The sequence below is a fragment of the Vibrio splendidus genome, assembly GCF_001557875.1.
GTDB classification, from domain to species: domain Bacteria; phylum Pseudomonadota; class Gammaproteobacteria; order Enterobacterales; family Vibrionaceae; genus Vibrio; species Vibrio splendidus_F.
This window is the reverse complement of the sequence record NZ_LNRF01000007.1, coordinates 26,045-40,090: the sequence shown is the minus strand read 5'-3', so window position 1 is coordinate 40,090 and position 14,046 is coordinate 26,045. Positions and strand designations below refer to the sequence as shown.

Here is a 14,046-nt window from a genome sequence, read left to right as displayed (position 1 = left end):
AAAAATCAAATTACAATTCTGAACACTCATCGGGGAGCGAACCATTCAAATAATGAATGCGAGCTGAGATCAAGCAGATGCTTGGGACCCGTAAACCTGAACCAGATAATGCTGGCGTAGGAATTGAGTTAGGAACAACCTCTACCGTTCTCCTCCCTCAAACCTGTGCCGCTCAGACCATGGAGAGCGTCCAGTGAAATTCACATTAACTACCCTTGCTGTTACTACAGCGATCTCTTTTTCTGCCGTAGCTGCAGACAATACTCTAACTGTATATACCTATGATTCTTTTGCTGCGGATTGGGGCCCTCGTCCTGCCGTTGAAAAAGCATTTGAAGAAAAGTGTGGCTGTGATGTGAATTTTGTCGCGCTAGAAGATGGCGTTTCTATCCTGAACCGTTTACGTCTTGAAGGGGGCAACAGCAAAGCCGATATCTTGCTAGGTCTCGACAACAACCTTATGGCTGAAGCGAAAGCGACGGGCTTATTGGCTGAGCATAATGTTGATACTTCATCAGTAACGCTTCCTAATGGTTGGAACGATAGCACTTTTGTTCCCTATGACTTTGGCTACTTTGCTTTTGTTTACAACAAAGAGAAATTGGCAAACCCGCCGAAGAGCTTGAAAGAGCTGGTTGAGCTGCGAGATGATCTCAAGGTTATCTACCAAGACCCACGTACATCAACACCAGGCCAAGGCATGATGCTTTGGATGAAGTCGGTATACGGTGATGAAGCGACAGCAGCATGGAAGAAGCTTGCTCAGAAAACTGTGACTGTAACCAAAGGTTGGTCTGAAGCTTATTCTATGTTCCTAGAAGGTGAGTCGGATTTAGTGTTGTCTTACACAACCTCTCCGGCTTACCACATTATTGCTGAGAGCGATTCTAAGTACGCAGCAGCAAGCTTCGAAGAAGGGCATTACACTCAAGTTGAAGTGGCCGCTAAAGTTAAAGGCAGTAAGAACGAGAAACTTGCTGATGATTTTATGGCGTTTATCCTAAGTGATGAATTCCAATCGGCGATGCCAACAGGCAACTGGATGTACCCAGTGACCGATATTGAGCTTCCAAAAGGGTTCGAGCAACTTAAGGTTCCTCAGAAAGCGCTAAGCTTCACGCCTGAAGAAATTGCCGCTAAGCGTAAGCCATGGATTCGTGAATGGCAGAGTGCACTTACTTTCTAACTTACTTTAAAAAATAGGCTTTCTGTATTTAAAAGTTCGTTCGATATACTTTGAGTGAACTGTTTACGGTAAAAAATCAATTTATGATAAAGAAAACACCTAAGGTTGGGATTTGGGTTGCGATACTCATTACCGCCTTCGTGGTTTCAGCAGTTGGGGCATTGCTTAGCAATGCCCCTTCTCTTGATATCAGCCAAGTATGGTCCGATCCCTACTATTGGCATGTAACGAAATTCAGCTTTTATCAAGCGACACTCTCAACAACGCTGAGTGTTGGCTTTGCTATACCTATTGCTCATGCGCTATGTCGCAGACAATTTTTTGGACGAGCTTTGTTGTTAAGGCTGTTCGCGTCGACCTTAGTCCTGCCCGTGTTAGTCGGTGTATTTGGCTTACTTGCTATCTATGGTAATAGTGGTTGGTTAGCTAAGTTTTTGGCGAACTTCGACATTGAATTGCCATTCTCTATCTATGGATTGAATGGCATTTTGCTGGCGCACGTTTTCTTTAACTTGCCCTATGCCAGTCGCTTACTTTTACAAGCCTTAGATACCGTGCCTGCCGAGCAACACAAGCTTTGTGCTCACTTGGGTATGAGTCATTGGAACAAATTCAGATGGGTTGAATGGCCACGTTTAAGACAGCAATTGCCTCATGTGTGTGGCTTAGTCTTTATGCTGTGCTTTACCAGCTTTGCTACCGTGATGGCACTAGGCGGTGGACCTAAATCAACCACTATCGAGCTCGCTATTTATCAGGCCATTAAATTCGACTTTGACCTGCAGGCAGGTGCCTTACTCGCGATATGGCAAATGCTGCTGTGTGGTGTGCTAGCGGTCAGCATTCAACGCCTATCGAAACCTATTTCTGTGACGGCCAGTCAGTTGGCGGAAGATAAATATTTGGTTAAGGACAGCTGGTGGTCAAAAGCTTGGGACAGCTTCTGGATCATCATAGTCTCAATGCTGGTATTGCCGCCATTAGCTATGGTTATCGTCAGTGGTATTAACTCGCAAGCACTGACAGTACTTAGCAGTGAGCCGTTTTGGGCGGCATTAATGACCTCGGTTAAAGTCGCGTCATTAGCAAGTGTAATCGCGGTTGGTATTGGTATCGCCATACTGCTGACTAGCCGAGCATGGCGCTTACAGAATAAGAATTTTAGAGCCGACAAAATTGAATTGATTGGCACTATTATCTTAGTGACTCCGGGGCTAGTGATCAGTACGGGTATCTTCTTATTACTGCGTTCATTCACCGATGTTTTCAGTTTAGCTTTCTTTATCGTGATTGCAGTCAACAGCTTAATGGCGCTGCCTTACGTAATTAAAACCTTGGCTCAGCCTATGCTGCACCTTTCTCAGCAGTATCAGTATGTGTGTGCCAGCTTAGGAATGACAGGATTCACTCGCTTTAGGCTGGTGGAGTGGCGAGCACTGCGTAAACCTATGGCGCAAGCCTTCTCAATCAGCTTTATGTTGGCGATGGGCGACTTAAGTGCGATTGCCTTATTTGGTAGCCAAGACTTTAGAACTCTGCCTTTGTACCTATTCCAGTTATTAGGCAGCTATCAAATGGAAGCGGCTGCTGTGGTGTCAGTGAGCTTGCTGTTACTGAGTGTCGGCAGTTTTAGCTTGATTGAATTTTTATTTACTCGAAGCTCAAAGCTAAAGAGTTGAGGAACCGATGATGTTAGTGATGAAAGATGTGGACTACCACTATCACAGAGAGTTATTTAGCTTTGATTTTCAAGCTGAGCAGGGCGATATTGTTGCGCTTATGGGGCCGAGTGGCGCTGGTAAATCTACACTGTTGGCGCTAGTTGCTGGGTTCATCGAGCCTACATCGGGTGAGATCTCAGTGGCAGGGCAATCGCTTATTGGTAAAGAGGCACACCAACGCCCGTTGGCGATGTTGTTTCAAGAGCACAACCTGTTTGCTCACCTTACGGTGCGAGAAAATATTGGCTTAGGTCTGCATCCTGGTTTGAAGCTTACCGCAACCCAAAAGCAAGCGGTGGAGCAAGCTGCTGCTCAAGTAGGCGTCGCTGAGTATTTGGATAGGTTACCTGAGCACTTATCAGGCGGTCAGCGTCAGCGTGTGGCGTTGGCGCGTTGTTTTGTTCAGCCTCATGATATTTGGCTGTTGGATGAACCTTTCTCTGCGCTGGATCCTTTGCTGCGGGAAGAGATGCTTAGCTTAGTGAAGCGATTAGCGGCAGAGCGAAATATTACGGTTTTGATGGTGACTCACCATTTAGGTGACGCACGCAGTATCGCGAATAAGTTTGTTTTTGTGGCGCTAGGTAAGGTGTTGGTTGAAGACTCGATAGAGGCACTGACGGCGGATCATCCACAGCCAGAGTTAAGCTCATTTGTTAAAGCGGGTGAGTGACGACTCATCACTCCTGTTTAAGATCTCTGATATTGAGCGCGTCAAAAACAAAAAGACCTAGCATGCGCTAGGTCTTTTATTCACTCTATGAGTAAAGCGAGATAACGATTACTCTTCTAGCTTTAGCTCTTTTAAGATTTGGAAGATCTCACGAGAAGACTTTGCAGGCTTGTTCGCTGATTTCTCTTTGTTAGCTTGGCGAGCTAGCTGACGAAGACGTTGACGGTCTGCTTCAGGGTACATTTCCATGACTTCTGAAATAGCCGCATCACCTTCAGCAACAACACGATCACGCAGTTGCTCAAGCTTATGTAGCTCAGCTGTTGCTTGTGAGTGTTTGTTACGTACTTTATCCAAAGCCGCTTGAATTGGCTCAGGATCGACATTGCGCATTACTTTACCAATGTATTGAAGTTGACGACGCTTCGCTTCATTTTTAAAGCGTTGTGCATCTTTAATCGCTTGTGCCAAATCTTCAGACAGCGGAAATTTGTCTAATACAGAAGGCTTTAGACCAACAAGCTCTTCTCCCAGCTTTTGCAGGGCATCCATGTCCGTTTTCATTTCTGTCTTACTTACCCAGATGATTTCTTCTTCTGGTTCCCATGGGGCTTTTTGGTTTTTGCGAGCCATCTTTTCTGCCTATGTCACTATCTCAAACGAATATATTGCCTATTTTAGCAAGAATCTTGGGGAGAAAGCGAAATTCTTGTTATCCTACGTAATATTGACCTAAAAAATTAGAATAGATATGGATGTAAAACAGCAAGTCGCCCAGCAAAGAGTTGAGCTAGAAGCCGCAGTAGCTAAAGCGTTGGATATGGCATCAGTGAGTGCAGACGCAGCTGAAGTCGCTATTACTAAGTCAACGGGTTTAAGTGTTTCAACACGTATGTGTGAAGTGGAAAACGTTGAATTTAATAGTGATGGTGCGCTAGGTATTACTGTTTATCGCGGCCAGAAAAAAGGCAGCGCATCTACATCTGATCTGAGTGAAAAGGCCATTGCTCAAACAGTAGCGGCTGCGCTTGATATCGCTCAGTACACTTCTGAAGACCCATTTGCAGGTCCTGCAGCAAAAGAATACATGGTAAAAGAAATTCCAGACTTGGATCTTTTCCACCCTGATGAACCAAACCCTGATTATGCTGCTGAGATTGCGATTGCTGCTGAGAAGCAAGCGTTAGCTTATAGCGATAAGATCAAACAGAGTGATGGCGCAAGCTATGACAGCCATTATGGTGTTAAGGTTTATGGTAACAGCCATGGCTTACTAGCAAGCTACGCTTCGAGTCGCCATAGCACGAGCTGCTGTGTGATTGGACAAGGCGCTAACGGTGAGATGGAGCGAGACTACAGCTACACCGTCGCACGTCACCGTGATGAGCTATGGACGCCTGAGCGCGTAGGTCAAGAAGCAGCAGAAAAGACCATTAGCCGTTTGGATGCGAAAAAGCTACCAACTGGTCAATACCCAATTATGTTCGCTAACGATGTTGCTACTGGCCTGATCGGTCACCTTGTGATGGCAATCAGTGGTGGTAACCTTTACCGTAAATCCTCTTTCTTATTGGATCATCTAGGACAGAAAATTCTACCTGATTGGTTTAATATCTCAGAGCGTCCCCATATCCTACGTGGCTTGGCTTCGAGCCCATTTGATAGCGAAGGTGTTTACACTCAAGATCGCGAAATCATCACTGATGGCGTGTTAGCAACTTACCTGCTAACGAGCTATGCCGCACGTAAAATGGATATGACACCAACAGGTCATGCTGGTGGTATTCATAACTGGTTCGTTAAATCGACCGGTCAAAACTTTGAGCAGATGCTAAAAGAGCTAGGTACAGGCTTCTTAGTGACGGAAGTGATGGGCCAAGGCGTTAATACCGTAACGGGTGATTACTCTCGTGGTGCTGCTGGTTTCTGGGTTGAGAACGGAGAGATCCAATACCCAGTATCGGAAGTGACGATTGCGGGTAACCTAAAAGACATGTTTACTCAGATTGTAGCGGTTGGTAACGACGTAGAAACACGTTCGCAAATTCAAACGGGTTCTATCCTGCTTGAGTCGATGAAAGTCGCGGGTGAGTAATTTGCTTCAGTTTAAACATGAGACTTAAACCTGATGCATTAAAAAGGGAGCCGATGGCTCCCTTTTTGTATTTACCGAGTCGGTAATCAAGCTAGATAAGTATGGTGGCTAAGCCTAAGAACACCGATAGGCCAATAACATCGGTTACTGTGGTCAGTGCCATACCGCCAGCAAGGGCTGGATCGATATTCATTTTCTTCAGCATCACTGGGATAGTTACACCTGCAATACCTGCGACAATCAAGTTAGTCATCATCGCCGCTGAGATGATACCTCCCAGTATCCAGTTACCTTTCCAAGCCACCACGATACCACCAATGATAACGGCCCATAGAACGCCGTTTAGGAAGCCGATGGCTGCCTCTTTGAGTAGCAGTTCGCGTTTGTTACTGTCACCGATATGACCGAGTGCCAAACCACGAATCACCAGAGCAACGGTTTGGTTACCCGCAACACCACCCATCGAAGGTACAATGGTCATCAGTACAGCAATCGCTGCCATTTGGTCGAGCGTTGCTTCAAACATATTCGATACCGATGCTGCAGCAAGTGCCGCGAGTACGTTAGCACCAAGCCACACACTACGACGACGAGCGGATTTTACGACTGGTGCGAAGGTATCTTCGTCATCGTCCATACCCGCCATACTCATCATTGAGTGCTCGGCATCTTCACGGATAACATCAACCACGTCATCGATGGTGATACGACCAACAAGGTGTTGATTGCTATCGACTACTGGCGCTGAAACCCAATTACGACGTTCGAACAGGCTCGCAATATCGGAAGCGCTGGTTTCAACCGCGATCGCTTCGTCGGCATCCTCCATCACTTCGGAAACTGCCACATCAGGCTGAGTCGTTACCAGTGTGGTAAGCGATAGGTTACCGATAAGACGTTCTTCTTCATCAATAACATACAGAGCGTCAGTTGCATCGGGCAGTTCGCCACGCATACGCATGTAACGCAAAACAACGTCAACATCGACATCACCACGAATCGTGATTACGTCGGTATTCATGATCGCACCCGCTGAATCCTCAGGGTACGACAGGGCAGTTTCAACTAATGCACGATCGACGGAGTCCATTTGAGAAAGGACTTCGCGAGAAACATCGTCGGGTAGGCTTCGAAGTACGTACGCGACGTCATCGGTTTCCATACCTTCTGTTGCTTCTGCTAAGGTCTCCGGTGCCATTTTCGACACAAGAGCATCTTTGACGTCTTCGTTTAGTTCATCAAGAATTTCACCGTAGTCTTCAGGATCGGTGAGTTGCCAGAGTACGTCACGACTTTTGCGAGGGGAGGCTTCTAAAAGGTGTGCAATATCCTCAGGTTCCATGTCCTGAAGTTGTCGGCGTACGTGAACAAATCGGCCGTTTTCTAGGGCTTCGCTGACTTCTTGGAGGGTTTGGTGAGCTTGGTCGAATTCTAATTGCTCTGCCATATTTTCCTCCTATCTCATTATTCTAACAATGGTTGGAATAGTAACTTAATTCTGGGGCTTATTTAAATCATAAACTTAGATAGAACTAAGATTTAATATTGGTTGGTTCGTTGTTTGAGTCTTAGGCGTTGTGAGTGAAGCGGTTTCGCTACTCACCCTCATCAAACTTGTCTTCAATGAGATGACAGACGGCATCCAGTGCTTGCTGTGAGTCGGTGCCTGCAGCTTGAATAGTAATATGTTGCCCTTGCGCTGATTCCAGCATAAGTAGCCCCATTACGCTGTCTGCTGTCGCTGTTTTGTCTTCTTCGCTATGGATAGTGATGGTTGCATCAAAGCTTTGTGCAAGCTCAACCAACTTTACAGCTGCTCTAGCGTGAAGACCCAAGCGATTTTGGATCAGTACAGTTCGAGTTAATTCCATGGTTAGCCCTGTTGGTGCTTCTCTAGGGAGGCGTGTCTTATTTGGACTTGATGGCCAAGTTGCTCGAAGTACTCACCAATTTTCTGAGTTAGATAAACCGAGCGGTGTTTACCGCCAGTACAGCCAATCGCGACCGTTAGGTAACTGCGATTGTTCTTCTCTAACATTGGTAACCACTGTTCAACAAAGCCTTGGATCTGTTGCTTGAGTTCAATAACTTCTGCGTGTTTTTCAAGAAAAGAGTGAATTGGTGCATCTAGCCCAGTTAGTGGTCGTAGTGCGGGTTCCCAGTGGGGGTTCGGCAAAAAGCGAACATCAAACACGTAGTCGGCATCACTTGGTAGGCCATACTTAAAACCGAAAGATTGAAAGACGATGATCAGCTCTTGCTTCTCTTTGCCTTCAACTTTAAAACGAACCTTTTCACTCAATTCGTAGAGGTTGCAGTCGCTACTGTCAATCACAATGCATGCTTGCTCTGCGAGAGGTGTCAGGAGTGTCTTCTCTAAATCAATCGCTTGCTCAAGAGAGAGCTTTTCTTGGCCGATCGATAAAGGGTGAATTCTACGTGTTTCGCTGTAGCGCTTGAGTAACGTCTGCTTGCTCGCATCTAGGAACAAGACGTTCACATCAATATTAGTGGCAGACTCTAGCTGTTCTAGCATCTCTGTAACTAATTGAGGCTCTTTCGGTAGGTTACGAATATCAATGCTAACCGCGACGTTTTGATTGATCTCACGTACCGATTCGACAAAGTCGTTGAGCAGGTTTACTGGCAGGTTATCGACGCAGTAATACCCCAAGTCTTCAAGGACTCGTAGCGCAACACTTTTACCGGCCCCAGATTGGCCACTAACAACGATTAACCGCATGTTATTGCTCGCAAGTTGGCACTTGAATCATGATGTCGTAAAGCTCTTGATCGCTTTGAGCATTACGTAACTGTTTCAGAGTCTGCTTATCGTTTAGTCGCTCTGCCATACAAGAAAGGGTTTTTAGATGCTCCTTACATTGTTCACTTGGAACAAGCAGGGCAAATAGTAGGTCGACAGGACGATTATCAATAGCATCAAATTCGATGGGATCTTGGCATTGCAGTAATACAGCAATCGCTTTATCACTGACATTCATACGAGCGTGGGGAATAGCAATGCCATTACCAATGCCTGTACTGCCCATTTTTTCACGGCTCAACATGCACTCAAACAGTTCTGTTGAATCTTGACCACAGCTTTCTGCTGCGATCTGACTGATGAGCTCAAGGGCTCTTTTTTTGCTTGTGCATTGGACTGCACTTTTGGTGCAGTCCAATGAAAGTACTTCGCTTAATTGCATGTTAGTGACTACTTAGCTTTTCTTTGTGCTTGTTGAGTTGGCGGACGAGTTTATCAACCAATGAATCAATCGCGGCATACATGCTTTCATCTGTTGCTGTCGCATGGATTTCCCCCTGATTTATATGCAGGGTAGCTTCTGCGATTTGATTGATTTTCTCAACTTTTAAAACAACCTGAACGCTATTTATATGATCAAAGAAGCGCTCAAGTTTGTCGAATTTAGTGTGAACATAGTCTTGCATTGAATCGGTAAGATCAACGTGATGGCCTTGAATATTGATTTGCATAGACTTTCCTTTTCAGTTGGTTGCCTGGCTATAGTTACTAAGTAAATAGCGACTAAATTAGCTTATAGCAGGCGTTTACGCTGACTCGATGGGGCAATGCCCAGAGACTCACGGTATTTCGCTATGGTACGTCTAGCTACCTGAATTCCTTGGTCAGCCAGTAAAGCAGCAATCTTACTATCACTTAGAGGCTTCGCGGTATTTTCCGCTGCTACAAGCTTCTTAATGAGTGCGCGAATTGCTGTAGATGAACATTCACCGCCATTGTCAGTGCTGACATGGCTTGAGAAAAAGTATTTGAGTTCGAAGATACCACGTGGCGTGTGCATGAATTTTTGAGTCGTTACACGAGAGATCGTGGATTCGTGCATATCAACGGCTAACGCAACATCATTCAGAACCATTGGCTTCATCGCTTCTTCGCCATGTTCGAAGAAATCACGTTGATGTTCAACAATGCATCGCGCAACTTTGAGTAGCGTCTCATTTCGGCTCTCTAGGCTTTTAATTAGCCACTTTGCTTCTTGCAAATTTGAGCGGATGTATTGATTGTCGGCGCTGTTGCCTTTACTACCCAGATCTGCGTACTGTTGATTCACTTTCAGCTTAGGCACGCTATCAGGGTTAATAGTCACTAACCATTTGCCAAGATCTTTGAAGACAGATACATCCGGAACTACATACTCAGTTTCATCGGGAGTAATCTTACTGCCAGGGCGAGGGTCCAGCTGTTGAATAAGCTGCAAAACTTCACGTAGTTCTGCTTCTTTCAATTTGGTTTCTTTGATAACCAGTTTGTAATCGCGGTTGCCGAGTTGGTCGATATGGCTAGTAAGTACTAACTTAGCTTCGTTGAGCCAAGGCGTATCTTGGGGGAAAGTTGCCAGTTGCAGTAACAAGCAATCTTGCAGATTGACTGAGCCGACACCTAGTGGGTCAAACTGCTGAATTCGTTTACGTACGGCTTCAATTTCATCAAGCTCGATCTCTTCATTGTCGAAGTTTTCAAGGATGTCTTCACAAGTTACAGTGAGGTAGCCATAGTCATCGATGGCATCTATTAATGCAAAAGCGATGCTTCGGTCGGTGTCAGTGAATGGTGTTAAGTCGAGTTGCCAAAGTAGGTAATCGTGTAGGCTTTGAGTGGTTTCGCCTTGATAAACCGGCATGTCGTCATCAATCGCAATACCCGTATTACCGGTGTTTGCGCTGTAGACATCTTCCCAAGTTGTGTCGATTTCTAGTTCGTTGCCAATCTCTGATTTTTCGATTAAGTCTGAGCTATCAGGTAAGTCTTGCTCTGTGGCTTCAACTGTTTCTTTTTCGTCACTGCTAGGTTTTTCTTCCGATGTTGGCGTATCTTCATTGCCTTCTTCGACATCGAGTAGTGGGTTAGATTCAAGTGCTTCTTGAATCTCTTGTTGCAAATCTAAAGTAGACAATTGCAACAAACGAATCGCTTGCTGCAATTGAGGAGTCATTGCTAACTGTTGGCCTAGCTTAAGTTGTAATGAGGGTTTCATTCAGTGTGACTTACCTAGTTATTATTCTTAGAACTCTCGATACTCTCTATATAATCATAGACGGAATTGTTCGCCTAGATAAACTTGTTTAACTTGTTCGTTATTGAGAACATCTTCAGGAGTACCTTCAGCGATCAGGTGCCCTTGGCTTACGATGTAAGCTTTTTCACACACGTCTAATGTTTCACGAACGTTGTGATCGGTAATCAAAACGCCCAAGCCACGATCGCGCAGGTGAACAATAATTTTTTTGATATCGATAACTGAGATCGGGTCAACACCTGCGAACGGTTCATCTAATAGAATGAACTGCGGATTCGCTGCTAGTGCTCGAGCAATCTCAACACGACGACGCTCACCACCCGATAGAGCCATACCATTACTGGTGCGGATATGTTGGATGTGGAACTCTTCTAGCAGGTCTTCTAGTTTATCTTGGCGCTGTTCATTAGTCATTTCATCACGGGTTTGTAAAACCGCCATGATGTTGTTTTCTACTGACAACTTACGGAAAATTGAAGCTTCTTGAGGCAGGTAACCGATACCAAGACGAGAACGGCTGTGCATTGGCAATATACTGATATCTAGATCGTCAATACTGATGGTGCCTTCATCACGCGCAACTAAACCGACAATCATGTAGAAAGACGTGGTTTTACCTGCACCGTTTGGTCCAAGCAGACCGACGATCTGACCGGATTCTACTTGCAGGCTCACATCGGTAACAACTTTACGCTTGCTGTAGGTTTTTGCTAGGTTTTTTGCTTTAAGAACAGCCATAGTTTACTTATTCACTTCCGCTGGTTGCAATACCGTTGATACACGCTCGCTACTATCACTATCGGCAACCAGTTTTTGAGAAGCAATCTGGTAAGTAATCTTAGAGCCACGGATGATGCTGCCATCTTGAGATAGCATCGCATTCTTGGTCATGATCAGTCTGTCAGCAACAAGCTGGTAATGTAAGTCGTCAGCTTCACCGTAGAGTGTCTTACCGTCGTCAGTAAGCTGAGAGAAGGTTGCTGGCTTACCGAAGCCTTGAATCTCTTCAATCTCACCATTTACGGCGTTACGAGTAACAATAACCTTATCGGCATTGATATTGATGCTGCCTTGTTTAAGGTTTACATCACCAAGGAAAGTCACTTGGTTACTTTTCATATCCAATTGCTGGCTGTCTGAGTCAATGTAGACAGGTTGCTCGCTATCCGAAGACAGAGCATAGACATTAGGTGCCGCAAGGGTCAAAGCGAATAAACTAAGGTGTAAGAGTTTCATATCTACCTTGAACAGAATTAAAGAGGGTCGCATTGTTGGTACCGAAGTTACCTTTCATTGCTTGCCCCTCAGTTTCAAAAAATGTACCGATCATATGGACCGGAGTCTCTGAATAAAAATCTCGGCTAGGCAGCTCAACAACCATTTTATCAGTGGTCATTGTATCGAAGCTGGCTTCTGGCAACAGATTCTTTGCCACGACGTTGTCATAAAAAGTGACAACTTGATTCTCATCCATAATCGCGCGATCAGCGGTGACTTGCCATTCAATCGTGTGTCCTTCACGGAACACCGAAAGAACTGGGTTTTGAAAGTGCGTATCGCCAACCACTGAGTAGTGTTCTAAATACGTCGATTCAACCTGATAGCTACGAATACCGCTTTCGTCGTAGCTAATATTGTTTAGACTTTTGCCACTAAACGCGGGTAGCTCCAAATTTGGAGCTACTTGTATCGTTGATGTTTGCTCTTTGTCGTACAGGTAATAGGTCGACCAAGAGGCAATAAATATTAGTATTAAATAGATAATACGAGTAAAACTCATATGCTTAAACCTTTATGCACGTCGAGTTCATTTCTTGCTTGTAAAATAAGGTCGCAGACTTCACGTACCGCGCCATGACCACCTTTAATAGTTGTCACGTAGTTTGCACGCTTTGCAAGTAGTGGGTGACCATCTGCTACACAGACCTTCAAGCCAACTTTTTCCATCACAGGCCAGTCGATCAGATCATCGCCGATATAACCCGTATTTTCAGGATTCACTGAAAGCTTATCGCAAATATCTTGGTATGCCTTAACTTTATCGTCTTGACCTTGATAAATCAGCTTAATGCCGAGAGCCGTCATTCGATTTTCAACAATTTGAGACTTACGGCCAGTGATGATCGCGATTTCAATGCCAGCATTCATCAGTGACTTAATGCCGTAACCGTCACGAGTGTGGAAGGTCTTCAGCTCTTCACCGTTGTTGCCCATGTAGATACGACCATCAGAGAATACGCCATCGACATCGCAAATTAGGAGTTTGATGTCTTTTGCGATTGCAAATACACCTGAGTCAACAGTGCCGTATAGAGTTTCGACTGTCTGTGTCATTACATTACTCCAGCTTTCAATAAATCATGCATGTTTAGGGCGCCAACTAGCTTGCCATCTTGGCATAGCATCAAGCCATTGATGCTCTTCGCTTGCATTAAGTTTAAACCCTCAACTGCAAGCATGTTTGGATCGGCAACGGTAGGGTTTAGCGTCATCACATCGCCAATTTGAGTATTATGGATATCAACGCGTTTATCTAAGATACGGCGTAAATCACCATCGGTAAAAATACCGGCCATTTGACCATCTTGACCAACGATAGCCGTCATGCCTAAGCCTTTTTGAGAGATCTCTAACAGAGCGTCTCTTATTAATGCATCCGGAGCAACAATAGGAAGTGCATCGCCTGTGTGCATGATGTCGTCTAATTTCAACAGCAGTTGACGACCTAAAGCGCCGCCTGGATGAGACAGAGCAAAATCTTGAGCGGTAAAGCCTCGAGCCTGTAAAAGTGCAACGGCTAGTGCATCACCCATCACCAAAGTAGCAGTAGTGCTAGTTGTTGGCGCTAAGCCCAGTGGACACGCTTCTTCTGGTACTGAAATTTGTAAATGGATATCAGATAAGGTAGCCATATTTGATGCTGGCTTACCTGTCATGCTGATGATCTTGATGTTCAAGCGTTTTAATACTGGGAATAGGCTGAGGATCTCTCCTGATTCACCTGAGTTGGATATTGCAATTACAATATCGCCCGGTTCGATCATGCCTAGATCACCATGTGCAGCTTCACCTGGGTGCACAAAGAAAGCAGATGTACCGGTACTTGCTAGCGTGGCTGCTATTTTGTTGCCAATATGACCTGATTTGCCCATGCCCATTACAACGACTTTACCTTTGTTATTTAGGATAAGGTCGCAAGCTTGGCAAAAATCATCATTAAAATATTGGTCTAATTGAGTGAGACCTGCAACTTCGGTTTCCAAAACTTGTTTTGCGACACTGCGGTAATCAAATGGCTGAGACATCAAATA

General features: G+C 45.1%; 16 protein-coding genes and 1 riboswitch. Of the genes, 4 read left to right on the top strand and 12 right to left on the bottom strand.

Translation table 11 applies throughout. The features are described 5' to 3' along the window. The first annotated feature begins 20 nt into the window (after positions 1-20). Positions 21-140: riboswitch (TPP riboswitch) on the top strand. Positions 141-193: 53 nt separating this feature from the next. From thiB to thiQ, 3 genes are all read left to right on the top strand, one after another. Next, positions 194-1,186: a thiamine ABC transporter substrate binding subunit gene (gene thiB / locus ATB74_RS15980; protein WP_061019138.1), complete on the top strand. Its 993-nt coding sequence runs from the start codon at positions 194-196 to the stop codon at positions 1,184-1,186. 83 nt (positions 1,187-1,269) lie between these two features. After that, positions 1,270-2,865, top strand: coding sequence for a thiamine/thiamine pyrophosphate ABC transporter permease ThiP (thiP, locus tag ATB74_RS15975; protein WP_061019137.1), 1,596 nt, complete (start codon positions 1,270-1,272; stop codon positions 2,863-2,865). 10 nt (positions 2,866-2,875) lie between these two features. Continuing rightward, positions 2,876-3,580, top strand: a complete 705-nt coding sequence (gene thiQ, locus ATB74_RS15970) for a thiamine ABC transporter ATP-binding protein (protein ID WP_050654134.1) — start codon at positions 2,876-2,878, stop codon at positions 3,578-3,580. Between the two features lie 108 nt (positions 3,581-3,688). Here thiQ and yjgA read toward each other — a convergent pair whose 3' ends face one another. After that, the gene (yjgA, locus tag ATB74_RS15965; RefSeq protein WP_061019136.1) at positions 3,689-4,213 is read right to left on the bottom strand and encodes a ribosome biogenesis factor YjgA; all 525 of its coding nucleotides are present in this window, start codon (positions 4,211-4,213) and stop codon (positions 3,689-3,691) included. A 118-nt stretch (positions 4,214-4,331) separates the two neighbouring features. On the opposite strand from yjgA, the gene pmbA reads away from it, so the two are divergent. Next, entirely contained in the window at positions 4,332-5,675 is a 1,344-nt protein-coding gene (gene pmbA, locus ATB74_RS15960) for a metalloprotease PmbA (protein ID WP_061019135.1), read from the top strand. Positions 5,676-5,766: 91 nt separating this feature from the next. Here pmbA and mgtE read toward each other — a convergent pair whose 3' ends face one another. From mgtE to kdsD, 11 genes are all read right to left on the bottom strand, one after another. After that, the gene (gene mgtE, locus ATB74_RS15955) at positions 5,767-7,122 is read right to left on the bottom strand and encodes a magnesium transporter (protein WP_048605905.1); all 1,356 of its coding nucleotides are present in this window, start codon (positions 7,120-7,122) and stop codon (positions 5,767-5,769) included. A 148-nt stretch (positions 7,123-7,270) separates the two neighbouring features. Then, complete coding sequence (locus ATB74_RS15950; protein WP_017066670.1) at positions 7,271-7,546, bottom strand: HPr family phosphocarrier protein; 276 nt, start codon at positions 7,544-7,546, stop codon at positions 7,271-7,273. Positions 7,547-7,548: 2 nt separating this feature from the next. Continuing rightward, positions 7,549-8,418 (bottom strand): RNase adapter RapZ, encoded by an 870-nt coding sequence (rapZ, locus tag ATB74_RS15945; RefSeq protein ID WP_060983517.1) that lies wholly within the window; start codon positions 8,416-8,418, stop codon positions 7,549-7,551. Between the two features lies 1 nt (position 8,419). After that, on the bottom strand, positions 8,420-8,881 hold the full coding sequence (gene ptsN, locus ATB74_RS15940; RefSeq protein WP_004738707.1) for a PTS IIA-like nitrogen regulatory protein PtsN: 462 nt from the start codon (positions 8,879-8,881) through the stop codon (positions 8,420-8,422). A gap of 1 nt (position 8,882) precedes the next feature. Further along, positions 8,883-9,170, bottom strand: coding sequence for a ribosome hibernation promoting factor (gene hpf, locus ATB74_RS15935; RefSeq protein WP_009847742.1), 288 nt, complete (start codon positions 9,168-9,170; stop codon positions 8,883-8,885). Between the two features lie 62 nt (positions 9,171-9,232). After that, complete coding sequence (locus tag ATB74_RS15930; RefSeq protein WP_017058913.1) at positions 9,233-10,693, bottom strand: RNA polymerase factor sigma-54; 1,461 nt, start codon at positions 10,691-10,693, stop codon at positions 9,233-9,235. A 54-nt stretch (positions 10,694-10,747) separates the two neighbouring features. After that, positions 10,748-11,473, bottom strand: coding sequence for an LPS export ABC transporter ATP-binding protein (gene lptB, locus ATB74_RS15925; protein WP_061019134.1), 726 nt, complete (start codon positions 11,471-11,473; stop codon positions 10,748-10,750). 3 nt (positions 11,474-11,476) lie between these two features. Beyond that, positions 11,477-11,971 (bottom strand): lipopolysaccharide transport periplasmic protein LptA, encoded by a 495-nt coding sequence (lptA, locus tag ATB74_RS15920; RefSeq protein ID WP_060983516.1) that lies wholly within the window; start codon positions 11,969-11,971, stop codon positions 11,477-11,479. Next, complete coding sequence (gene lptC / locus ATB74_RS15915) at positions 11,952-12,515, bottom strand: LPS export ABC transporter periplasmic protein LptC (protein ID WP_004735306.1); 564 nt, start codon at positions 12,513-12,515, stop codon at positions 11,952-11,954. The genes lptA and lptC overlap by 20 nt, the downstream gene beginning before the upstream one ends. Further along, on the bottom strand, positions 12,512-13,069 hold the full coding sequence (gene kdsC / locus ATB74_RS15910; RefSeq protein ID WP_061019133.1) for a 3-deoxy-manno-octulosonate-8-phosphatase KdsC: 558 nt from the start codon (positions 13,067-13,069) through the stop codon (positions 12,512-12,514). Before kdsC ends, lptC begins: the two co-directional genes overlap by 4 nt. Next, positions 13,069-14,040, bottom strand: coding sequence for an arabinose-5-phosphate isomerase KdsD (gene kdsD, locus ATB74_RS15905; protein ID WP_060983514.1), 972 nt, complete (start codon positions 14,038-14,040; stop codon positions 13,069-13,071). The genes kdsC and kdsD overlap by 1 nt, the downstream gene beginning before the upstream one ends. Positions 14,041-14,046 lie beyond the last annotated feature (6 nt).